At 32.6% G+C, this 24,203-nt stretch carries 16 protein-coding genes and 1 pseudogene; 14 read left to right on the top strand and 3 right to left on the bottom strand.

Annotated elements, in window-relative coordinates:
- Positions 1 to 31 precede the first annotated feature (31 nt).
- Positions 32 to 817, bottom strand: a complete 786-nt coding sequence (locus tag FLACHUCJ7_RS08010) for a THC0290_0291 family protein (RefSeq protein WP_180908539.1) — start codon at positions 815 to 817, stop codon at positions 32 to 34.
- 323 nt (positions 818 to 1,140) lie between these two features.
- Between FLACHUCJ7_RS08010 and gdhA the strand changes: the two genes are divergently transcribed.
- The 11 genes from gdhA (at position 1,141) to FLACHUCJ7_RS08070 (ending at position 20,407) form a co-directional block, all read left to right on the top strand.
- On the top strand, positions 1,141 to 2,484 hold the full coding sequence (gene gdhA / locus FLACHUCJ7_RS08015; protein ID WP_031455116.1) for an NADP-specific glutamate dehydrogenase: 1,344 nt from the start codon (positions 1,141 to 1,143) through the stop codon (positions 2,482 to 2,484).
- A gap of 158 nt (positions 2,485 to 2,642) precedes the next feature.
- Complete coding sequence (porZ, locus tag FLACHUCJ7_RS08020) at positions 2,643 to 4,913, top strand: type IX secretion system anionic LPS delivery protein PorZ (protein WP_180908540.1); 2,271 nt, start codon at positions 2,643 to 2,645, stop codon at positions 4,911 to 4,913.
- Between the two features lie 17 nt (positions 4,914 to 4,930).
- Positions 4,931 to 5,965 carry an acyltransferase family protein gene (locus FLACHUCJ7_RS08025; protein ID WP_180908541.1) on the top strand — a complete coding sequence of 345 codons (1,035 nt, stop codon included), beginning with the start codon at positions 4,931 to 4,933 and terminating at the stop codon, positions 5,963 to 5,965.
- Positions 5,955 to 6,668: a DNA repair protein RecO gene (recO, locus tag FLACHUCJ7_RS08030; protein WP_180908542.1), complete on the top strand. Its 714-nt coding sequence runs from the start codon at positions 5,955 to 5,957 to the stop codon at positions 6,666 to 6,668. Before FLACHUCJ7_RS08025 ends, recO begins: the two co-directional genes overlap by 11 nt.
- Positions 6,669 to 6,746: 78 nt before the next feature.
- A complete protein-coding gene (gene ileS, locus FLACHUCJ7_RS08040) occupies positions 6,747 to 10,391 on the top strand; it encodes an isoleucine--tRNA ligase (protein ID WP_230408804.1) in 3,645 nt (1,214 codons plus the stop codon).
- Positions 10,392 to 10,400: 9 nt separating this feature from the next.
- The gene (locus tag FLACHUCJ7_RS08045; protein WP_031455121.1) at positions 10,401 to 10,781 is read left to right on the top strand and encodes a TraR/DksA family transcriptional regulator; all 381 of its coding nucleotides are present in this window, start codon (positions 10,401 to 10,403) and stop codon (positions 10,779 to 10,781) included.
- 89 nt (positions 10,782 to 10,870) lie between these two features.
- A complete protein-coding gene (locus FLACHUCJ7_RS08050; RefSeq protein WP_078229111.1) occupies positions 10,871 to 11,467 on the top strand; it encodes a lipoprotein signal peptidase in 597 nt (198 codons plus the stop codon).
- Between the two features lie 83 nt (positions 11,468 to 11,550).
- Positions 11,551 to 14,709, top strand: coding sequence for a UvrD-helicase domain-containing protein (locus FLACHUCJ7_RS08055; protein ID WP_180908543.1), 3,159 nt, complete (start codon positions 11,551 to 11,553; stop codon positions 14,707 to 14,709).
- A gap of 81 nt (positions 14,710 to 14,790) precedes the next feature.
- The gene (gene kbl, locus FLACHUCJ7_RS08060) at positions 14,791 to 15,984 is read left to right on the top strand and encodes a glycine C-acetyltransferase (RefSeq protein WP_078229113.1); all 1,194 of its coding nucleotides are present in this window, start codon (positions 14,791 to 14,793) and stop codon (positions 15,982 to 15,984) included.
- Positions 15,985 to 16,096: 112 nt separating this feature from the next.
- Positions 16,097 to 17,557 carry an OmpA family protein gene (locus FLACHUCJ7_RS08065; RefSeq protein ID WP_180908544.1) on the top strand — a complete coding sequence of 487 codons (1,461 nt, stop codon included), beginning with the start codon at positions 16,097 to 16,099 and terminating at the stop codon, positions 17,555 to 17,557.
- A gap of 84 nt (positions 17,558 to 17,641) precedes the next feature.
- Complete coding sequence (locus FLACHUCJ7_RS08070) at positions 17,642 to 20,407, top strand: PD-(D/E)XK nuclease family protein (RefSeq protein WP_180908545.1); 2,766 nt, start codon at positions 17,642 to 17,644, stop codon at positions 20,405 to 20,407.
- Between the two features lie 546 nt (positions 20,408 to 20,953).
- On the opposite strand, the gene FLACHUCJ7_RS08075 is transcribed toward FLACHUCJ7_RS08070, so the two are convergent.
- Entirely contained in the window at positions 20,954 to 21,733 is a 780-nt protein-coding gene (locus FLACHUCJ7_RS08075) for an alpha/beta fold hydrolase (RefSeq protein ID WP_180908546.1), read from the bottom strand.
- Positions 21,734 to 22,257: 524 nt separating this feature from the next.
- Between FLACHUCJ7_RS08075 and FLACHUCJ7_RS08080 the strand changes: the two genes are divergently transcribed.
- On the top strand, positions 22,258 to 22,614 hold the full coding sequence (locus FLACHUCJ7_RS08080) for a hypothetical protein (RefSeq protein ID WP_031455128.1): 357 nt from the start codon (positions 22,258 to 22,260) through the stop codon (positions 22,612 to 22,614).
- Positions 22,615 to 22,703: 89 nt separating this feature from the next.
- Entirely contained in the window at positions 22,704 to 23,222 is a 519-nt protein-coding gene (locus tag FLACHUCJ7_RS08085; protein WP_180908547.1) for a ferritin, read from the top strand.
- A 63-nt stretch (positions 23,223 to 23,285) separates the two neighbouring features.
- On the opposite strand, the pseudogene FLACHUCJ7_RS08090 reads toward FLACHUCJ7_RS08085, so the two are convergent.
- Positions 23,286 to 23,690, bottom strand: a pseudogene (locus tag FLACHUCJ7_RS08090) (M24 family metallopeptidase); the annotation flags it as partial.
- A 50-nt stretch (positions 23,691 to 23,740) separates the two neighbouring features.
- Here FLACHUCJ7_RS08090 and tnpA point away from each other — a divergent pair.
- Positions 23,741 to 24,187 carry an IS200/IS605 family transposase gene (gene tnpA / locus FLACHUCJ7_RS08095; RefSeq protein ID WP_180908548.1) on the top strand — a complete coding sequence of 149 codons (447 nt, stop codon included), beginning with the start codon at positions 23,741 to 23,743 and terminating at the stop codon, positions 24,185 to 24,187.
- The last annotated feature ends 16 nt before the right edge of the window (positions 24,188 to 24,203 follow it).

Below are 24,203 nucleotides of genomic sequence, written 5' to 3' on the forward strand. Positions count from 1 at the left end.
AATTCTTTCGAGTTGGGGCTTTTATATATATTTAGAATTCTAAATAATGGGAGTATCCAAAATTGAACCAGACTTGAGAATCTTTTGATTTGTTTTCTTTGTAAATATCTCTATTAGGATTTAATCCGTCAATCCAGTCTGAATCAAAGCCCTGATAACGTACTTCAAATAGTAAATCATTCATCTCATCTAATTTATATTGAACTCCAACCCCAAGAAGCACAGAGAATGTTATGCCGCTTTCACTTGAAAAACCGTATTGATGACCGTCTGAAGGGACTAAATATTTGTCAAAAGTTGTAGCTGGTGTTCCTAATGGCCCTAGTGAAGAACTTGCAGTAGTACTGTAGTAACTCGCCATAGCGCCTACACTTAAATAGGGATAAAAACTGCCTACATATTTTTCAAACTCATGTATTGTTGTAAAAGGCGAAAAATTTAACTGAGTTCCAATGTTTAACATGCTTGTTTTTCCACTCATGGCTTTTAATTTTTCTTTTCCAGCTGATGGTTTACCTTCTATCCATTTTCCAAAATGCTGGAAATTGGTATGAGTGAAAGAAAGTTCAGAACGAACTTTAAAATGTTCGTTAAAATATTCGTTTCCATTTGCAGCTGATGAAAAGTTTATCCAATGCACCGCACCAATACCAAATCCTGTATTTCCGATGTTTGTTGATTGATCATGCCTTTGTCCATAATCAGACTGAAAAGCTACAGGACCACCTATGAATCCAATTTCGTAGGCTAATTGTGCATTTGATACCGAGGAAATACCAAATATTGTAAAAAAAGTTAAGGCTATTTGCTTGAGCATGAGTTTTTCGGCTTTCAAATGATTGCAAATATATAAAAAACATATTCCATTTAAAATAATTTAATTTCTTAATTAAAAAATAAGTAACAAAATGCTTAAAAAGATAATTATAATATTGAGGTTAGATTCTAAAAGAATAGTTGTAAATGCTAATTTTAAATTTGTTTGAAAAATATGCAATTATGATAAAAATGTTATAAAATTAATTTCTGGATTATGATTTTAATCTACCTTTGTTGTAATAACGAAAACGTTTTCTTAAGCATATTTTCTTATGTAATTAATACAAATAATGATTTATTTGAATAATTTATTTCAAAATGATGAAACAAAAAATAAATGAGTTTATGGCTCTGGTAGAGTCAAAAAATCCAAATGAGCCTGAATTTCTTCAGGCTGTCAGAGAGTTTGCTGAAACGGTAATTCCGTTTATTGCCGAACAAAAAAAATACGATGGAAAAAACTTACTTCTTAGAATTGCTGAGCCGGAGCGTTCTATAATATTTAGAGTTCCCTGGGTAGATGATAAAGGAGAAATTATTGTAAACAGAGGTTTTAGAATTCAGATGAATTCAGCTATTGGACCATACAAAGGCGGAATTAGATTTCATCATACTGTAAATCTTTCCGTTTTAAAATTTTTGGCTTTTGAACAGGTTTTTAAAAACAGTCTGACAACACTTCCTATGGGAGGTGGTAAAGGAGGCTCTGATTTTGATCCGGAAGGAAAATCAGATGCTGAGGTAATGCGTTTTTGTCAATCATTTATGACCGAATTATGCCGTCATATAGGCCCGGATCTGGATGTGCCTGCCGGAGATATTGGTGTTGGAGCCAGAGAAATTGGTTATTTGTTTGGGCAATATAAAAGAATTAGAAATGAGTTTACTGGTGTTTTAACCGGAAAAGGAATTGCATACGGTGGTTCTTTAATAAGACCTGAGGCTACAGGATATGGAGTTGTTTATTTTACAGAGCAAATGTTGCGTACTATTGGGCATGAAATAAAAGGCAAAACGGTCGCAGTTTCAGGTTTTGGAAATGTTGCCTGGGGGGTTGCTTTAAAAATAAATGAATTGGGAGGAAAAGTGGTAACTATTTCCGGTCCAGATGGCTATATTTATGATGAAGAGGGGATTTCAGGAGATAAAATTGACCATTTGCTCGAAATGAGAGCAAGCGGCGATAATCGTGCAGAACTTTATTTGAAGAAATATCCAAAAGCAATTTTTTATAAAGGGAAAAGTCCATGGGAAGTAAAAGTTGATATTGCAATTCCGTGCGCTACTCAAAATGAATTAAATGGAGAAGATGCTCAAAAACTCATTGATAATGGTGTTTTGTGTGTAACAGAGGCTGCAAACATGCCTTCTACATTAGATGCAATTAAATTATTTTTAGATAATAAAGTTTTATTTGCGCCTGGTAAAGCAGCAAATGCAGGTGGTGTAGCGGCATCCGGTTTAGAAATGACCCAAAACTCAATTCGTTTAAACTGGACAAGTGAAGAAGTAGATTTGAGGCTGAAAGATATAATGATTGGAATTCATAATCAATGTAAGAAATACGGTAAGGGCGAGGATGGTTATGTTAACTACGTCAAAGGAGCTAATATTGCCGGATTTGTTAAAGTTGCTGATGCCATGCTTGCTCAGGGAGTTGTATAGTGTTTTTTAAAATTTAAAAATGCCTTAATTCGTCTTTTAACAAGGGATAGAATTGAAGGCATTTTTGTTTGTTTTAAATTTTGAAAATAATAATTTAAAACAGAACAAAAATCAAATACTTTCGTTTGTATTATATTTGTGAATCTGAATTTGTCAAAATGAAAAAGAGTTTTCTGTATATTTTATTTTTAATAGTTTTTCCAAACTGCTTTTGCCAGGGGACTTTATCCTGGGAGAGCTATTTTTCATATTATGAAATTAATGACCTTTCTGTAAGTTCAACTTCAATAATAGCAGCTTCAGAAAACGCCTTGTTTTCAAAAAATTTAACTACAAATATTCTTAAAACAACTACAACTGTCGATGGGTTATCCGGTCAGACTATATCGTCAATATATCATAATGAGGTTTTAAATAAAACTTTGATAGGGTATGAAAATGGTTTGATGATTGTGATTAATGAAAAGGATGGAAGTATGCTCAAAGTGGTGGATATTATCAATAAACAATTGCCATCGAGTATAAAAAAAATCAATCATTTTATGGAATATAATGGATTGATTTATGTTTCTTGTGATTTTGGAATAGTGCAGTTTAATTTAGCCACTTCAAAATTTGGAGACACTTATTTTATTGGCGATACCGGTGCGGAAATTAGTGTAAAACAAACCGCCGTTTTTAATGGTTTTATATATGCAGCTACATCACTCGGAATTAGGCGTGCAAACAGTACCAGTACAAATTTGGTCGATTATAATCAGTGGTCAGTTGTAAATTCTGGAGACTGGTCTAGTGTTGAAACTTTGGATTCAAATTTGATTGCTGTGAATTCTGCAGGTTATATTCATAAATATAATTCAGGTTCTTTTATTGGTTTTTTGCAGCTTTCTCAGTCTTCTACAGATATGCGGTCCGTAAATCATAATTTATTTATTACGACGCCAAGCTCAGTTTATGTTTATAACAATCAGATGGCTCTTATTCGTCAGATTTCAAATACTCAGGTTTTAGATGGTAGTTTAAGTTTTACTTGTGCAACATCAAAGGGAGATGTTATTAGTATAGCTACTAAGGAAAATGGTTTATTTAATTCTTCGCTTTCTGCTTCAGCTTCTTTTGAAAATAGTATGCCGTCAGGACCATTACGAAATAGTATTTTCGCGCTTCAAACAGGAGAAAATTCTTTATGGGCTGTCTATGGAGATTATGGAGGAAATTATAATCCTTATCCAAAGGATAGTTATGGGATTAGTAAATTTACTCAAAGTGGATGGCTAAATATACCTTATGAAAAAGTCTTAGATGCCAAATCCTTAATAAGGGTCGCTATTGATCCTAATGATGAAAATAAAGTTTATATTGGATCATTTGATACGGGGCTTTTGAAAGTAGAGAATGATGTGCCAACGTATTTATATGGTAAAGCAAATAGTTCTTTGGAACCTATTCCAAATACCCCAGATGTTTGGGTTAATGGACCTGTATTTGATAAATCAGGAAATCTTTGGATGAATAATAGTCAGGTTGATAACGGAATAAAAGTTCTTAAAGCAAATGGCAGTTGGGAGATTTTTTCAACAAAATCAATAATACCAGATATATCGAGTTGTACTTTCGGCAGAATGTCGATTGATAAAAACGGAACAAAATGGATGGCGACTGTTAATAATGGAATTATAGGTTTTAATGAAAAAGGGAATGTTTTCAAAAAAATAACATCCGGTACCGATTCCGGGAATTTACCTACAGTTGATGCAAGGGTCGCCGTTCCAGATAATAATGGTCAATTATGGATAGGTACTACAAGAGGACTTAGAGTTTTAGCAAATGTGAATAGCTTTCAAACGGAAAACCAATTAACGACCAAACCGATTATTATTGTTGAAGATGGTTTGGCTCAAGAATTACTATACGAACAGTTTATTACAGATATAGTTGTAGATGGTGCTAATAATAAATGGATTGGCACTGCTGACTCCGGAGTCTTTTTAGTTTCGTCAAATGGTCAGGAAACAAAATATCATTTTACAATAAATAATTCACCATTGCCTAGCAATACTATAAATGACATAGAAATTAATAGTAGAACAGGCGAGGTATTCATAGCTACTGATAAAGGCATGATTTCTTTCAAGGGAACAGCCACTAATGCAAAAGAAAATTTGAATAATGTGTATGTATACCCTAATCCTGTGAGGCCAGAGTTTCTAGGAACGGTAAAAATTGCAGGCTTATTAAATAAAGCAAATGTAAAAATTACAGATATTGAAGGTAATTTAGTTTATGAAGCTATTTCAGAAGGAGGTACAATAGAATGGGATACAACTGCATTCGGAAGGTATAAAGTCGCTACAGGAGTTTATATGATTTTTGTTTCGGCCCAGGACGGTAGTGAAACCAAGGTTAAAAAAGTAATGATTGTTCGATAATTGTAGATAAATTAACCATGAATAACAAGAATTGTTTTGACTTTTTAAGGTTTTTCTTTGCTATAAATATTTTATTATCACATCTTTCAGAGCTTTCTCAAAATAAAAATTTGTTTTTTTTGTCTCATTTTTCTAATGCAGTTATTGGTGTAAAAGGTTTTTTTATAATAAGTGGTTTTTTAGTTGCTAAAAGTTATGTAAATACACCTTCCCTAAAATTGTATTTTATTAAGAGAATAAAGAGGATTTTGCCTGCATATTTCGTTTTGATTTTTCTTTCTACTCTAATTTTTTCGGTTTTTAGTACTTATGAATTTTCTGCTTATTTTTTAGATACAGCTACTTATAAATATTTAGGGTGGAACTTGTTTTTTTTGAATTTTATGCATCCTTGTCTGCCTGGGCTTTTTGATAACAATCTTTTGTGTTCTGTTAATGGGTCATTATGGACTTTAAAAATTGAAGAAGGATTTTACATTGTTTTGCCATTGATTTTTTACGGAATAAAAAAAACACAAAAACCACTTTTAATACTCGCAAGTCTTTATCTTTTTTCATTAGGATATTGGTTCCTGCTCAATTATTTAGATGAGCCTTTGCTGGCAAAACAATTACCGGGTTATCTGTCTTATTTCGTAACAGGAATTTATCTTTTTTTGACTTTTGATTATGTGATGAAGAATAAAAAAGTACTTTTGGGTTTATCTGTTGTGGTTCTAATTAGCTATTATTTTTTAAGTTTTCATGTTGATTTTTTATACCCTGCGGCTTTTGGTCTTATTGTGATAATTGCAGCATATAATATTCCTTTTTTTGATAATTTTGGGAAATATGGTGATTTTACATATGGCCTGTATATTTATCATTTTCCAATAATTCAGTTAATTAGGCAATATGATTTATTCGAAAAATACAATCCTTTTATTGTTGCAATAGGTGTGATTTTAATTTCATTGTTTTTTGCTGTATTGTCTTGGTTTGTGATTGAAAAAAGATTTTTAGACAGGTTTAAAAGCAATAATAAAAAGATAACTCCAGGTTATGTTGGTTAAAACCAAAGCAATCGTTATTTCGGCTTTAAAGTTTAAGGAAAAAAGCCTCGTCGTAAAATGTTTTACACTTTCAAACGGCTTGAAATCTTACTTTGTACGCGATGCTTTTTCGAATAGGAAAGCCAGTCAGAGAATTGCTTATTTTCAGCCTTTGTCTATTTTAGAGATCGAAGCAGTTCATAAAAACAAAGGAACTTTAGAAAATTTCAAAGAAATAAAAATAGCTGTCCCCTTTCAAAGTATTCATACTGATTTTGTAAAAAGTACAATGGTTATGTTTTTATCAGAAATGCTGTACTATTCAATACAGGAAGAAGAAAAAAACGAATCACTTTTTGTGTTTTTAGAAACTGCATTAACATGGCTGGACCATCATGACGAAATTTCTAATTTTCATTTGATTTTGCTTTTAGAAACAACAAAATATTTAGGTTTTTATCCTGATGTGTCGGATATTGATCTGCCTTATTTTGAAATGAATGATGGTATTTTTACTCTTTTTCATGGAATGGGAAGTTTGACAGAACATGAAACAGGTTTACTAAAGAAGCTAATCGATTTAAAATTCGATAATGACCAAAAAATATTTCATGTTATTGAAAGACAAATGCTGTTAAAAATTCTGATTGATTATTACAGTTTTCATTTAGATGGATTCAAAAGACCTAAATCTTTAGATGTTTTAAGAGAAGTTTTTTCTTAATCTGCAACTTTTGACTTTCGACTTTCAACTTCTGACATAATTTTAGTATTTTCGCACCTCGATTAAGAAAAGGATAAAATGAGCACAAAATTTACTGAATACAAAGGACTTGACTTACCAACAGTAGCGTCAGAAGTTCTTGATTTTTGGAAGAAAGAAAATATATTTGAAAAGAGTGTAACGACTCGCGAAGGTGCTGAGCCTTACGTGTTTTTTGAAGGTCCGCCTTCAGCAAACGGATTACCGGGAATTCACCACGTGATGGCGCGTGCGATTAAGGATATTTTTTGCAGATATAAAACTCAAAAAGGTTTTCAGGTAAAAAGAAAAGCCGGATGGGATACACACGGATTGCCTGTAGAATTAGGTACCGAGAAAGAACTTGGAATTACAAAAGAAGATATTGGTAAAACGATTTCCATCGAAGAATATAACGAAGCGTGTAAAAAAACCGTAATGCGTTATACCGACGTATGGAATGATTTGACTGAAAAAATGGGTTATTGGGTTGATATGGAAGATCCATACGTGACCTATAAACCAAAATACATGGAATCGGTTTGGTGGCTTTTAAAACAAATCTACGATAAAGGTTTGTTGTACAAAGGTTATACTATTCAGCCGTATTCTCCAAAAGCAGGAACGGGATTATCTTCTCACGAAGTGAATCAGCCAGGAGCTTATAGAGATGTTACAGATACTACGATTGTAGCACAATTTAAAACATTGCCGGAAACATTGCCAAGCTTTTTACAAGGTTTTGGAGATATTCACATCTTGGCATGGACGACGACACCCTGGACATTGCCATCAAATACGGCTTTGACAGTGGGGCCAAAAATCGATTATGTTTTAGTGAAAACTTTTAATCAATATACTTTTGAACCAATCAATGTTATTTTGGCTAAAAACTTAGTTGGAAAACAATTCGGAAAAGGATTTTTTAAAGTTGATGATTCTGTTAGTTCAATTGATATAGATGATTTTTACATTAATAATTGTAATAGAAATTTCGAGAATGATGAAATTTTAGATGAAGAAGGTAGAAAAAAGAGAATTGAATTAATCTTAGGAAAAGAATTAACTAATGAGCAATTTGGTTTAATAATTAATATTGTTGGAGCAAATAAAAGGATTGGTAGTTTAAAAGAGCTCTTGGAAGTTGATTTTAATAATGTTTTGACTGAAGATGATATTGATCTTTTGGTAAAAAATAAAGTTAATTATACAAATAAAAACATTCCATACAAAATCTTAACTGAAGCAAAAGGTGCAGATTTAGTAGAAATCCGTTACGAACAATTATTACCTTACGTATTACCATATCAAAATGCTGAAAACGCATTTAGAGTAATTGCCGGAGATTTTGTTACCACAGAGGACGGAACAGGAATCGTGCACACGGCTCCAACTTTTGGTGCTGATGATGCGAAAGTTGCCAAAGAAGCAAAACCTGAAGTTCCGCCAATGTTGGTTTTGGATGAAGAAGGAAATGCAGTTCCTTTGGTAGACTTACAAGGGAAATTCACATCGCATTTAGGAGATTTAGCTGGGAAATACGTTAAAAACGAATATTACAATGCCGGCGAAGCCCCGGAGAAATCTGTTGATGTTGAAATTGCTATTCGATTAAAAGAAGAAAATAAAGCCTTTAAGGTTGAAAAATATGTTCACAGTTATCCACACAGTTGGAGAACAGATGAGCCGTTATTATATTATCCACTAGACTCCTGGTTCATTAAAGTAACCGATGTAAAAGATAGAATGTTCGACCTGAACGAAACTATCAACTGGAAGCCTAAGTCTACTGGTGAGGGACGTTTTGGAAACTGGCTGAAAAATGCCAACGACTGGAACTTATCTCGTTCTAGATATTGGGGTATTCCGTTGCCAATTTGGAGAACTGAAGACAAAAAAGAAGAAGTTCTTATTGGTTCTGTTGAAGAATTGTACAATGCGATCGAAAAATCTATCGAAGCCGGTTTTCAAAAAGAAAATCCTTTCAAAGGTTTTGAAATCGGAAATATGTCTGAAACAAATTATGATTTAATCGACTTGCATAAAAATGTAGTGGATCAAATTACTTTAGTTTCGGCTTCAGGCCAGCCAATGAAACGTGAGAGCGATTTAATTGATGTTTGGTTTGATTCAGGAGCAATGCCTTACGCCCAATGGCATTATCCTTTTGAGAATAAAGATAAAATTGACGAGAATAAAGATTTTCCTGCGAATTTCATCGCTGAAGGTGTCGATCAGACTCGTGGATGGTTTTATACTTTACACGCTATCGGAACTTTGGTTTTTGATAAAGTAGCGTATAAAAATGTGGTTTCAAATGGTTTGGTTCTGGATAAGAACGGACAAAAGATGTCTAAACGTTTAGGAAACGCAACAGATCCTTTTGAAACGATTAAAGAATATGGTCCTGATGCCACACGTTGGTATATGATTTCAAATGCAAATCCGTGGGATAACCTGAAATTTGATATTGAAGGAATTGCTGAGGTACGCCGTAAGTTCTTTGGAACACTTTACAATACGTATTCATTCTTTTCGTTATATGCTAATATTGATGGATTTAAATATGCAGAAGCAGAAATTCCGCTAAACGAAAGACCGGAAATCGATCAATGGATTATTTCTGAATTACATTCTTTAATCAAATTTGTTGATGAATGTTATGAAGATTATGAGCCTACGAAAGCAGCAAGAGCTATTTCTGACTTTGTTCAGGAAAATTTAAGTAACTGGTATGTTCGTTTATGCCGTCGTCGTTTCTGGAAAGGAGAATATGCTCATGATAAAATTGCAGCTTATCAAACGCTCTATACTTGTTTATTAACCATAAGCAAATTAAGCGCTCCAATAGCTCCATTTTTCATGGATAAATTGTACCGAGATTTAACGAGTTCAACACAAACCGAGCAATATAGCAGTGTTCACTTGGCTGAATTTCCAAAATTTGTCGAAAACTTTGTTAATAAAACGTTGGAAAGCAAAATGCAAAAGGCGCAAACGATCTCTTCACTGGTTTTATCACTACGTAAAAAAGAGATGATCAAAGTGCGTCAACCGCTGCAAAAGGTAATGATTCCAGTACTTGACGAGTATCAGCGTGCTGAAATTGAAGCTATTTCTGACCTAGTGAAAGCTGAGGTAAACGTTAAAGAAGTGGAGCTTTTAGACGATGCTTCTGGTATTTTAGTTAAGCAGATTAAGCCTAATTTTAAAGCATTAGGTCCACGTTTTGGAAAAGATATGGGGTTGATTTCTAATGAGATACAGTCTTTTTCTGCAGATCAGATTAATCAGTTAGATAAGGAAGGCTCGTTAGATATTGTTATTGCTGGAAATAGTGTAACTTTATCTCTGGAAGATGTCGAAATAACCTCTCAGGATATTGAAGGATGGCTGGTTGCAAATTCAAACGGAATAACAGTTGCACTTGATATCACAATTTCTGAGGAATTAAAAAATGAAGGTATCGCGAGAGAATTGGTAAACAGAATTCAGAACATCCGTAAAGATTCAGGATTTGAAGTTACTGATAAGATTAAGGTACAAATAAAGAGAAACGGCATTTTAGAAGATGCAGTTTCAAAAAATGATGACTATATTAAGTCTGAAACATTAACAGATAGCTTGACTTTTGCTGATACTTTAGAAAGCGGCACAGAAATTGAGTTTGACGATATTAAAACATTGATATTAATTTCAAAATAATAGAATACCATGATAGATGAAATTACAAGATACTCAGACGCTGATTTAGCGGAGTTCAAAGAAATAATACAAGCAAAAATACAAAAAGCACAAGCAGATCTTGATTTGATCAAAAGTGCTTATATGAATGATTTAAATAACGGAACGGACGATACATCTCCAACTTTCAAAGCATTTGAAGAAGGAAGTGAAACAATGTCTAAGGAAGCAAACTCTCAATTGGCTATCAGACAAGAGAAGTTTATCCGCGACTTAAAAAACGCTTTATTCCGTGTTGAAAATAAAACATATGGTATTTGCAAAGTAACAGGTAAATTAATAGGCAAGGAAAGGCTTAAAATCGTTCCGCATGCAACAATGAGTATCGAGGCTAAAAACATGCAGAGATAATCACCTTCAAATTACAAAAGAATTAACGCTCCATTAGGGGCGTTTTTTTTGATTTAATTGTTACTTTTGCCAACATTAAAATTCACAAGATGTCATTAAGAAAAGCGTATCTCCTTATATTTATAATATTATTGATTGATCAGGTTTCTAAAATCTATGTAAAAACTAATTTTATATTAGGTGATGAATATCCGGTTTTTAGCTGGTTTAAAATCCATTTTATAGAAAATGAGGGAATGGCTTGGGGAACCAAAATACCAGGTGAATATGGAAAATTAATTTTGACTGTGTTTAGGATTTTTGCTGTTTGCGGCATTGCGTATTGGTTGTATGATTCTGTAAAAAAGAATGCGTCGTCTTATTTGGTTGTAGCTATTGCACTTATTTTTGCCGGTGCTGCAGGGAACATTCTGGATTCTGTTTTTTACGGTGTTATTTTTGATGGCAGTTATAATAATTTAGCCACTCCTTTTTCTCCTGAACCTTATGGAACCTGGTTTCATGGTTTAGTTGTAGATATGTTTTATTTTCCGATATGGAAAGGAAATTTGCCTGCTTGGGTGCCATTCTTTGGAGGAAAACCATTTGAGTTTTTTAATGCTATTTTCAATGTCGCTGATGTGGCAATTTCTACGGGTGTTGGAATTTTGCTTGTTTTTAATAAAAGGGTTTTTCCAAAACACTAAGGAATCTCAATTATTAATTTTCTGATTTTTGTAAAGTATTAGTTTAACAGAAATGTTATTTTTACCATACAAAAATTAAACTTATGCAAAGTCCGTCTTTTTCTATTTATGATGCTTCAGCCGGTTCAGGAAAGACGTATACTTTGGTTAAGGAATATCTCAAGATTGTTCTTTCTTCACCCAAAAATGATGCTTATCGAAATATCCTGGCCATAACATTTACCAATAAAGCAGTTCATGAAATGAAAAGCCGTATTGTGGGTAGTTTGTCTGAATTTACCAAAGACGAGCCTTCAGTGAAAGCTATTGAATTGATGGAAGATTTGTCTCGCGAAACAGGACTTTCTGTAATTAAAATCAAAACAAAATCTCAAAATATTATTAAGCATCTTATTCATAATTATGCTGCTTTTGATATTTCTACCATCGATAAATTTACGCATAAAGTAATTCGTGCTTTTGCCCATGACCTGAATTTACCCATGACTTTTGAGGTAACTCTTGATACTGAGAATTTATTAGTAGAAGCAGTTGATGCTATTATTGCGCAAGCAGGTCAGGATGAAACTTTGACAAATTTGCTGATTGATTTTACGATGGAAAAAACCGATGATGATAAAAGTTGGGATATTTCGCGTGAAATTCTGGAAACAGGAAGGTTGGTTTTAAATGAAAATAACCGAAATGAAATTTTGCATTTTCATGATAAATCGATTGAAGAATTTGTTGTCATAAAAAAGAAAATGTCGGTCTTGTGTGCTGATTTAGAAAAAGAAAATGCTGGGTTGGCTGTTGAGCTTCTTGAATTGATTGATAAAAACGGAATAGATTTAAAATCATTTTCAAGAGGAACATTCCCTAATCATTTAGAAAGTATTCGTGACGTGAAATTTAATCCAAGAAATAAAACCTTTCATGAATTCGAAGATATTGCAATTAATAAAACAGCAAAAGACAAAGCTTTAATCGAAAATCTTATTCCTGAATTTCTTCAGGTGCTAAGTAAAATATATAAAAACTTTGAAAAAAGAGATTTTTACAAAGCATTCCTTAAAAATATAACCCCGCTTTCTTTACTGAATACTGTTAGTAATGAATTAGCAAAAATTCAATCTGAACAAAATATTTTATCAATTTCAGAATTCAACGCGATTATTCATCGTGAAATCCAGAATCAGCCTGCTCCCTTTATTTATGAACGTCTGGGAGAGCGTTACCGTCATTTTTTTATTGATGAATTTCAGGATACTTCAGAAATGCAGTGGCAAAATTTAATTCCGCTTATTGATAATGCGCTGTCTGGTCAGGATGATTTTGGCAATAAAGGGACTTTGATGATTGTTGGAGACCCGAAACAATCAATTTATCGCTGGCGTGGAGGAAAAGCAGAACAGTTTATTGAATTAAGTAAAGACAATAATCCGTTTAGTAATAAGGATAAAAAGATTGAACATTTAGATACTAATTACCGTAGCTATAGTGAGGTAATTGATTTTAATAATGCCTTTTTTAAATTGATTTCAACTGAGTTCTCCAATGAAGATTATAAAAATCTATATGAAAATCACAGTTTTCAGAATACAAATTCTAAAAAAGGAGGATATGTCAATATTTCTTTTCTTCCAATAATTGAAAAAAATGATTTTGCCGATGATGAAGAAGTGGTAGAAAAGTCAGATTTATATGTTTTGGCGACTTTAAATACAATTCAGAAAGTTATTCGTGAAGGTTTTGAATATAAAGACATCGCGATTTTAACCCGCAAAAGAGATCAGGGAATTGCTATTGCAAATTATCTGACAGAACAAAATATTCCGCTTTTATCATCAGAAACACTAATGATTCAAAATGCTACAGAAGTGAGAATGATTATTCATTTGCTAAAATATCTTAATAACAGCATTGATTTAGAGTCAAAAGCAAACTTTCTGCATTTTTTAGCTAACACAAAAGAAATTGAAATGCCAATTCACGATTTTATTGCTAAGGGAATGAAGCAAACCTTAGAAAGTGATTTTGAAAAATGGCTTTTAACTTTTGATGTTTTACTTTCGTTTGAAGATATTCGAAAAAAATCACTTTATGAGGCTGTGGAAATTATCATATCTAAATTTGTTCTTTCTTCAGACGGAAATGCTTATGTGCAATATTTTCTTGATATTGTGCTCGAACGGGATATTAGAAATCAGGCAGGAATAGCTGATTTTTTAACTTATTGGAATAAAAATGCTGAGAAATTCAGTATTCCATCTCCAGAGGGGAATAATGCAGTTCGAATTATGACCATCCATAAATCAAAAGGTTTAGAATTTCCGGTTGTGATTATGCCTTTTGCAGAAGAAGATTATAACAGAAAGCCAAAAGATAAATTATGGCTTGATGCTGAAGAAGCAAATTTAGGTGTTCCTAAAGCTTTAATTGATAATAGTAGTGCTGTGGAGGGTTTCGGAGAAAGTGCCTCAGCTATTTTTAATTTGAAAAAGCAAGAGGAACTGCTCGATAATATTAATGTTTTGTATGTAGCATTAACACGTGCCGAAGAACAATTGTATGTAATTTCTCAATCGTTAAAAGAAAGAAAAGACGGAGAGTTTCCGAATAATATGGCTTCTTTTTTTATTAAATATTTAATGAATAAAGGCGTTTATGATTCAGATAAATTCGAATATGAATTTGGAAACTCGATGAAACTTTCTCCACCGGGTAAAACTTTAGATTTGGTAAAAACAATTCCGATTGTTTCCGAAGTTTTAAATCCGAAGAATATTAAAATTGCGCAACGCGAAGCTTTAATGTGGGGTACGCATCAGCAGGAAGCAATTTCATACGGAAATATAATTCATGAGATTTTGGCTTTTGTAAAAGATAAATCAGATATTGATTTAGCGATTACAAAAGCAATAGAAAATGGATTAATAACTTATAATCAAAAAGAAATAGTTTCGAATACGCTTCAGGAAATAGTAAATCATCCTGAAATAAGTATTTGTTTTGATGGTGAGAATGTTGTTTTAAATGAGCAGACAATTGTTCAGCAACAAGGAAAAACTTTAAAGCCAGACAGAATTGTGTTAACCAAAGATATGGAAGCCTATTTGTTGGATTATAAAACTGGTGCCAGAAATCCTAAATACGTACATCAAATTCAGGAATATCAAAATGCAGTTGAAGATTTAGGATACAAAGTGTTAAAAAGGGTCTTGGTGTATATAGGAACCGAAATCGATGTAGTAAATTTGTGAAAAAATTAATCAGATGTTAAAGGATTTACGTAGCTTAAATTTGGCTAACGTATTAATTTTTAACGTTTTAAAAGGGTAAATATGTACGGAAGAATTAAAGAATATCTGCAAAATGAGCTGCAGATTATTGAAGAAAACGGTATTTTTAAAAAAGAACGTATTATAACTTCAGCACAAGATGCTGAAATTACTATTTCTACAGGAGAAAAGGTTTTGAATTTTTGTGCCAATAATTATTTAGGACTCTCTTCACATCCTGAAGTTGTTCAGGCGGCAAAAGACGCAATGGATACACATGGGTTCGGAATGTCATCTGTTCGTTTTATTTGTGGTACACAGGACATTCATAAAACATTAGAAAAAAAGATTGCTGATTTTTATGGTACCGAAGACACAATTCTTTATGCGGCTGCCTTTGATGCTAATGGAGGGGTTTTTGAGCCTCTATTGGGAGAAAATGATGCGATAATTTCAGATAGCCTAAATCATGCTTCGATTATCGATGGAGTTCGTTTGTGTAAAGCCGCTCGTTATCGTTATGAAAATAGTAATATGGAAGATTTAGAGCAGCAATTAATGAAAGCTAATGAGGCTGGAGCGCGTTTTAAGCTGATTGTTACCGATGGGGTCTTTTCTATGGACGGACTTGTAGCGCCTTTGGATAAAATTTGTGATCTGGCTGATAAATATGATGCAATGGTAATGGTGGATGAATGCCATGCTGCAGGATTTATTGGAGCAACCGGAAAAGGGACTCTTGAAGCAAAAGGCGTTATGGGCAGGGTTGATATTATAACCGGAACACTTGGAAAAGCTCTTGGTGGTGCTATGGGAGGATATACAACTGCTAAAAAAGAAATTATTGAATTGCTTCGTCAGCGCTCACGCCCATATTTGTTTTCAAATTCTTTAGCACCCGCAATAGTAGGGGCTTCGATAAAAGTGTTTGAATTATTAGAAAAAGATACTTCTTTAAGAGATAAATTAGAATGGAATACAAATTATTTTAAAGAAGGAATGAAAAAAGCAGGATTTGATATTATAGATGGAGATTCTGCAATTGTCCCTGTAATGCTTTATGATGCAAAATTATCTCAAACTATGGCAAATGAGCTGCTAAAGCAAGGAATTTACGTAATTGGGTTCTTTTTTCCTGTAGTTCCAAAGGAAAAAGCACGAATTAGGGTGCAATTATCTGCATCTCATTCTAAAGAACATTTAGACACCGCCATCAATGCTTTTGTGAATGTTGGTCAAATGTTAAAAGTTATATAATTACCATTTTAATCCATTTTTGTAGGTTTTTTTTAACATTACATTTTGTATTTAAAAAATTAGGTGTTACTTTTGTCTGTAATTAACTAAATTGTAATTAAAAAAAATTAGTATGAAACATCTTAACAAACTTTTAGTTGCTGTGATGATGGTGATGGGTTTAAGCTCTCACGCACAAGACAGTAACAATCCATGGGCGATCTCTTTTGGAGTAAACGCCGTTGATACTAGAACTAGTTCTGGTTCAGGAAGTGGGTTCTTTGATCAACACTTTTCTCAGCCATTCGCTGTGAAAGACAATTGGAATATCCTTCCTTCTTTATCTTACATTGGTGTGTCTAGATATGTAGGTAGTGGTTTCTCTCTTGGTTTACAAGGTTCTGTAAACAAAATAGATAAATATGTTACTTATGATCCGACTAACGCAGAAGCTGATTCAAGAGGTAATGTTGTTTCTAATCCAGGGGATTTAATGTACTACGGTATTGATGCTACTATCAAATATAGCTTCCAGGAATTAATTAAATCTAAAGTAATTGATCCTTCGTTATCTGTTGGTGGTGGTTACACTTTCTTCGGAGATAGTAGTTATGGAACACTTAATCCAGGTATTGGTTTAACTTTTTGGTTTACAGATGCTATTGGTCTTGAGTTAGCTTCAAGATTCAAATGGGCTGTTGGTGCTGGTGATAGTGGTAGAGAGGATGCTGCTGGTGTTCCTGATGCTCCATCTCATTTCCAACATACAGCTGGTCTTGTTTTCAAATTTGGAGGTAAAGATACTGATGGTGATGGAATTTATGATAAAGATGATGCTTGTCCAGATGTTGCTGGTTTGAAGCAATTCAACGGATGTCCTGATACTGATGGAGACGGAATTGTTGATGGTAGTGATGCTTGCCCAGATGTATTTGGTTTAGCTGCTTTAAACGGTTGTCCTGATACTGACGGAGACGGAATTGCTGATAAAGATGATGCTTGTCCAGATGTTGCTGGTTTAGCTGCTTTAAAAGGTTGTCCTGATTCTGACGGAGACGGAATTGCTGATAAAGATGATAAATGTCCTACTGTTGCAGGTCCAAAAGAAAATGGCGGTTGCCCTTTCTTAGATGCTGATAAAGATGGTGTTTTAGATAAAGATGATGATTGTCCTACTGTAGCTGGTCCAGCTAGTAACAGAGGATGTCCAGAAATCACTTCTGAAGCTTTAGAAGAACTTAAAGTTCAGGCAAGAGCAGTATACTTTAATTCAGGTAAAGCTACTTTCAAAACAGGAGACAAAGAAACTCCAGCTAGATTAGATGCAATTAAAGAAATCCTTAAAAACTATCCAAATGCGAAATTCAGTATTGAAGGACACACAGATAGTGATGGTGCTGATAAATTGAATTTAAAACTTTCTGAAGACAGAGCTGCTGCAGTTAAGAATGCCTTAATTGAAAGAGGTGTAAATGCAGAAAACTTAGAGTCTAAAGGTTTTGGTGAAACTCAGCCAGTAGCAAGTAATAAAACTGCTGCAGGTAAAGCTCAAAACAGAAGAACAGAAATTAAACATATTGGTTCTAAGTTCTAAAATATTAAGGTAAATTATAATTTACTTTTCTAAATAATTTTAAAAAGCCATTCTTAATTGAATGGCTTTTTTTATTTTTATAATATGATAAATACTTCTTTTTTAGAAAAAATTGCTGCTACTATTCTTGAAGATTATTCTGATAGACTATTTGAAATTACTATTATTCTGCCTAATAAAAGAGCAAAGGTTTTTTTGATTGAAGCTTTGAGAAAACAAATTGACCAGACTATTCTTTCTCCAAATATTGTTCCAATTGAAGATTTTGTTCAAGAGGTTGCTTCTGTTCGTTCAATTGATCCAATTGAGTTGTTGTTTGAATTTTATGAAGTATATCTTTCGATTACAGAAAAACAGCATCAGCAATCATTTGAACTATTTGCAAATTGGGCAAAAACACTTCTTCAGGATTTTAATGAAATTGATCGTTATCTTCTGGAGCCATTACATGTTTTGTCCTACTTAAAAGATATTGAAGATATAAAAAGATGGGGAATTGAAGTTGAGAATAAAACAAAACTTCTTGAAAACTATATTGATTTCTGGAAGTTACTCCCACGATATTATGAGGCATTTTACAGTCACTTGGTAAATAAAGGTTTTGGTTATCAGGGATTAATTTACCGTGAGGCGGTAAATAATCTAAATCATTTTTCGAATACTATTACAAATAAAACGTATGTTTTCGCCGGTTTTAATGCTTTAAACGCAGCCGAAGAAAAAATTGTGCAACATCTTCTGGCTCTTGATCAGGCAAAAATTTTTTGGGATATAGATCAAACTTTTCTAAATGATCCTTATCATGATGCAGGTCTTTTTGTTCGACGATTTAAAGAAAGTTGGAAACATTACAAATCAAATCCCTTCGAGTGGATCGTAGATGATTTTTCTCAGTCAAAGAATATTCAGGTTATTGGAACTCCCAAAACAATTGGTCAGGCAAAACTTTCCGGGAGTATTATTGAAAATATAATTAAGGATAATACACGTTCTTCTCTTGATAAAGTGGCTGTAGTACTTGGAGAAGAAAATTTATTGATGCCAATCTTGTATTCGTTACCGGATTCCGTTGGAGCGCTCAATATTACTATGGGGTATTCGGGTAAAAACAATCCTTCACAAATTTTAATTGCAAAATTGTTTAAAATGCATACAAATGCAATTTCAAGAAATAGTACGAATTACGTTTTTTATTACAAGGATGTATTAGATATTTTGACACATCCACTAATTGAACCGCATGCGAAAACAAGTCAATTGGTTAAAATTATAAAAGAGAATAATTATACTTTTATTACGTATTCCAAATTAAACGAGCTCAATTTGAATTCATCTGATTTGTTTAATTTGTTGTTTCAAAAATGGGAGAATGGCTCTTTGGCTGTTCTCGAAAGTATCTCAGCACTTTTGCTTTTAATAAAAGAAAATTTTAATAATGAAAACGAGGAAGAAAAAATTGCAAAAACTTTTGTGTTCTCCATTTTTAAAGTTATTAATAAATTAATCAATTATTATTCTCAACATAGCCATATAGATAATATTCAAACTTTATATGCAATTTATAAGCAAGTGATAGATATTGCGGAAGTTTCGTTTGAGGGGGAGCCTTTGAATGGTCTTCAGATTATGGGAGTTTTAGAAAGCCGTGTTTTGGATTTTGATACTGTAATTGTAACCTCGATGAATGAAGGGAAATTTCCTGCTGGGAAATCTCAAAATTCTTTTATTCCATACGATGTAAAAAAAGAGCTTGGTTTGCCAACTTTTAAGGAAAAAGATGCAATTTATACCTATCACTTTTATCACCTGCTGCAAAGAGCCAAAAATATTTATTTGATCTATAATACTGAAAATGATGGATTGGATGCTGGTGAACGCAGTCGTTTTATAACGCAGTTAGAAGTAGAAAAACAACCTAAACATAATTTAACTTTTGATATTTACAATCCTGTTCTGCCTGCGACAGCTTATAAGCCAATGGTGATTCCAAAATCGGATGCTATAATGGAACGTTTAAAAGAAATTGCCGAAACAGGATTTTCACCTTCTGCTTTGACAAGTTATATTCGGAATCCGATTGATTTTTATTTTCAAAAAATACTCCGTATCCGTGAAGTAGAAGAAGTGGAAGAGAATATTGCGTTGAATACACTTGGGACCATAATTCATGAAACATTAAAAACACTATATGATCCGTTGATTGATAAATTTGTTTCAGAAGAAGATCTTTTAAATTGTTTCAAATTATTAGATGATGAAGTTTTAAGACAGTTTAAATTGGTTTATAAGGAAGGAGAAATCAAAAAAGGACGTAATCTTTTAGCTTTTGAGGTGGCTAAACGAAATGTTTTCAATTTTTTGAAAATGGAATTAGATGCAATTAAAAATGGAGATACAATTAAAATCATTGCTTTAGAAAAAACTTTTGAGCGGGAACTTAATCATCCTAAGTTGCCATTTCCTGTTTTAATTAAAGGAAATGTGGATAGAATTGAGTTGCGCAACGGAAAAATACGAATCATCGATTATAAGACAGGAAAGGTAGAAAAAGCTAATGTAATCCTGAAATCATGGAATGGATTGACACAGGAGCTTAAAAATGACAAAATTATCCAGGTACTGGCATATGCTTTTATGTTTGAAAAAGTAGCGTGTGATATTCCTATGGAAGTTGGGATTATTTCGTTTAAAAATTTAAAGTCAGGTTTTTTGTCATTTGGATTTAAAGAAGATAAAGAATTAAATAGTACGGTTACAAAAGAAATTTTAAATGATTATTTAGATGAAGTTGTATTGCTGTTGAATGAGATCTTCAATGCCAATATTTCTTTCGAAGAAAAGATAAATTAAATATCAGAAAGCTATTAAACATATTGCACTCGTTTAGTTTTGATTAAAGATGGTAAAATCCATAATATTAATCAAATAGAAAATCTTGTTGAGAAAGGTTATTTATGAATAGCTATTTTTCTATAAAGGAGTTAATTATTTTACTCTCAAAAGCGACTTTTTTTTACTTTTTTAAAGAATTGTATAGCTTAATGGTTTCAAATAGCCCTGATTTCTAAATTAAGAATTAAACATCATTAATTTATCTGCTTGTTTTTTAATGAGATATAAATTATTTATTAAGATTTTTTACGCAGTTTATTTTAAAAATAAAGAATTAGTGTGTTATTAATAAAAGTAATTAAAAGCTCGTTTCAGGGTCTTTTTTTAACAGGAGTTGAATCAAAAGTTATATTTATTAGATATACCTTTGGCGAATCAAAAAAAAGATTTTTTTTAGAAACCTGACACAATATGTCAATTAAAATTGTTTAAAATTTTTGCCCCCGATAATTAGGGAAAGACCGTTTCAAATTCATGAGCGGTCTTTTTTTTTGGAAGGCTTTTTTAGATATTAAAAAAAATCTCAAGGACCTTTTTCAATTCTTCTTTATTTTCAATTTGACTCATATGTCCGTCTTCAAAAGAAATAAGTTGTGCAGATGTATTATCAATTTGAGAAATACTTTCATTATAATTTAATACCGGATCCCTTTTTCCTAAAACTAATAAAATTGGAAAAATATTTTGTTTTAAAAGACTCTGTCTTTCTTTTCTGATTTTCATGCCTTCGAGAGAAGCAACAATTCCTTGTAAAGGCGTTTTTAATGCTTCTGTTTTTACGTTTTCAATTTCTTTTGAAAGCCTATCTCTGTTGTTTTCGCTGAATAAATTTGCGATTGCCAAACTAACAAAGTTGACATAGTTTTGCTTTACCGCTTTAATAGCTCGTGTTCTGTTTAGTTTCTTTTCGGCACTGTCTTCTTTGGAAGTTGAATTCAGTAAAACTAATTTCTGGATTTTTTTTGGATATAATTCGGCTAAAGCCAGACCAACATATCCGCCCATAGAGTGTCCTACAATAATAGCTTTTTGAATATATAACTCTTCTAAAACCTCGTGCACCACATTGGCATTAGTTTCCATCGAATGCACATAGCCAAAACAGTCTGATTCTCCATGACCTAATAAGTCAATAGTAATTACACGATAGTTTTCAGAGAATAAAGCAACATAATCCTGCCACATTTTTTTGTTTTCCAGAAAGCCGTGAAGAAATACAATGGTATTTCCGTCACCCGAATCAGTATAAGATATTTTGGTGTTTTTGTATAGAAGAGTTTTCAAAATAGAATTTTATAATATGAGAAGCAAAGATAAGAAACGTTAAACATATAAGGAATTTAAGTTCAAAGGAGATAATGTGACACATTGTGTTATAAGTTAAAGATATAACAAATGTTTTACTGATATAAATAAAGCTATTATTGGTTAATAAAAGCGGTTTCTGTTTGTTATCTCACAAGACAGTTAAAATTATTTATTACTATAAGCTCTTAGCATTGGCTCTAATCTAATTTACAAGTTCATTTAACATAACATTGTTCATGTCTTGTGATAAAAATTTAGTTTCCGCAAAAATGCCAATAACCTTAGTTTTTACTTCCAGTTTCGATGCTTTCCCTTTTTATGGAATTACTATAATAATCTGATGAATACATACACGAAAGATGCTTCGAATATTACAGTTTTTAATGATCTTAAGCTATTTTTAAAAATATAAACTGTTTTTGTTATTTTAAATTAGTCTTAATTATGTGTTTATTTGGTGTAAATTATATATTTTTGCACCGTTATAAATTTATATCAGAATGGCATTAGTTAGCGATTTGACCACCAAAGTATTATTTGAAACCGAAAAAGGATACAGTTATCAGTGTGATTTGACTAATAGCATCATTATCAATTTTATTGATACGGTGTCAAGTTATAAAATTCATGATTTTTTGATTTTCCAAAGAAAGGTCAATAGTGTCGATATTTTAGATATGCTTTATGACTTGTCTGATCAGTCGGATGCACAGCTGATTGAAACTACAAAAAGAAATTTTTCCAGAAATCTTACCATCTGCGAAATAGTACAGCTTCGTGAATTATTAAACGGGACTAAATTTACCCTCAATTTACATTCTATGCTCTGCAACATTGTAAATGTTGAGCTTATTTAGAATCTTACTTAGATTAAATCCAAATTTTCAGACATTTAGGGCTGTCTTCTTTAATTTTAGTAATTTTACACTTCTAAAAATTAAAGGTTATGAAAGATTTACTAAGAACAAGCACGTCATTAACTGAAGGCGTAGAAAATATATTGAATTTACAGGCAAAATTAGAAAGCGACGCTTCTAACAAATATTTAGCGATGGCTGCATGGCTGGATAGAAATGGTTATGCAAATACAGCATCGTATTTGTATAAACAGGCAGAAGAAGAAAGAGAGCATTTTCTAAAAGTTTTCAAATATATTACAGATATGGGAGGGATTGCAATTACGCCATCTGTTCCTGAAGTTCAGCAGGAATTTGCTTCTTTGAGAGAAGTATTTGAAATTGCTTTGCAAAATGAAATTGCAGTTACTCAGGCAATCAATAAAGTAATCGCAAAATGCAGAGCTGAAAATGACTATGCTACAGAAGATTTTATGATGTGGTATGTGGCTGAACAAAGAGAAGAAGAGAAAAACGCAAGAAGAGCTTTAGAGCTTTTTGAACTAATCAACGAAAATGTAGCTGACGGCAAATTTCAATTGGATGTGCAAATAGCAAAAATCGGGTAATAACCGATTTTATATAATTAAAAAAGCCCTTAATGATTTGAAATTATTAAGGGCTTTGTTTATTTATGCATTCATCAGTGTTTCGATTTCGTCAACTTCAACCGGAATATTGCGCATCAGGTTAAAAGGCTCTCCTTTTTCCTGAACTACAACATTATCTTCTAAACGGATTCCGAATTTTTCAGATGGAATGTAGATTCCAGGTTCAACGGTAAAAACCATATTGGCTTTCATTGGCTCATGAAGCAAACCATAATCGTGCGTGTCAAGTCCCATGTGGTGAGAAGTTCCGCGCATGAAATATTTTTTGTAAGCTGGCCAGTCCGGATTTTCGTTCTGAACATCGGCTTTGTCAATCAAACCTAAACCAAGCAATTCCGAAGTCATGATTTTACTTATTTCAGCATGATATTGTTTCCAAAGCGTACCCAGAGTCAGCATTTTTGTAGCTTCATTTTTAATCTCTAAGGGTTTAATTCCCCGAAGCTCTGCTTCGTTTTTTTTCTTATTATTGTTATGTGAGTGAGTATATCCATAAGAGCCATAATGTTTCTGTTTTGTTGTATCATTTTGTTTGTCCAGCAAAATATAGGCGTTTTGTTTTTAGTTCAGCTGTAGACAAGACGTTGAAAGATATTTGTTTGGAAATCGCTAAGCGTTATGACATATCGTTTATAGAGATTGGCACTGACCAAGATCATGTTGATTTTCTGATTCAAAGTGTTCCGACAGAGAGTCCGACAAAAATTATCATGACAGTAAAAAGTATTACTGCAAAAGAAATCTTTAAGTTTCATCCAGAAGTAAAGCAGAAATTATGGGGAGGTGAATTTTGGTCTAAAGGTTATTATGTAAATACAGTTGGTCGTCATGGAGATGAAAATACGATTCAAATTTATGTGAAATCACAAGGTAAAGAGAAAGAATACAAGAAATTACATTCTCAACAGCTCTCGTTGTTCTAATACCTCGGTGGCTCTG

The sequence above is a fragment of the Flavobacterium salmonis genome (assembly GCF_903819435.1).
Lineage (GTDB): Bacteria > Bacteroidota > Bacteroidia > Flavobacteriales > Flavobacteriaceae > Flavobacterium > Flavobacterium chungangense.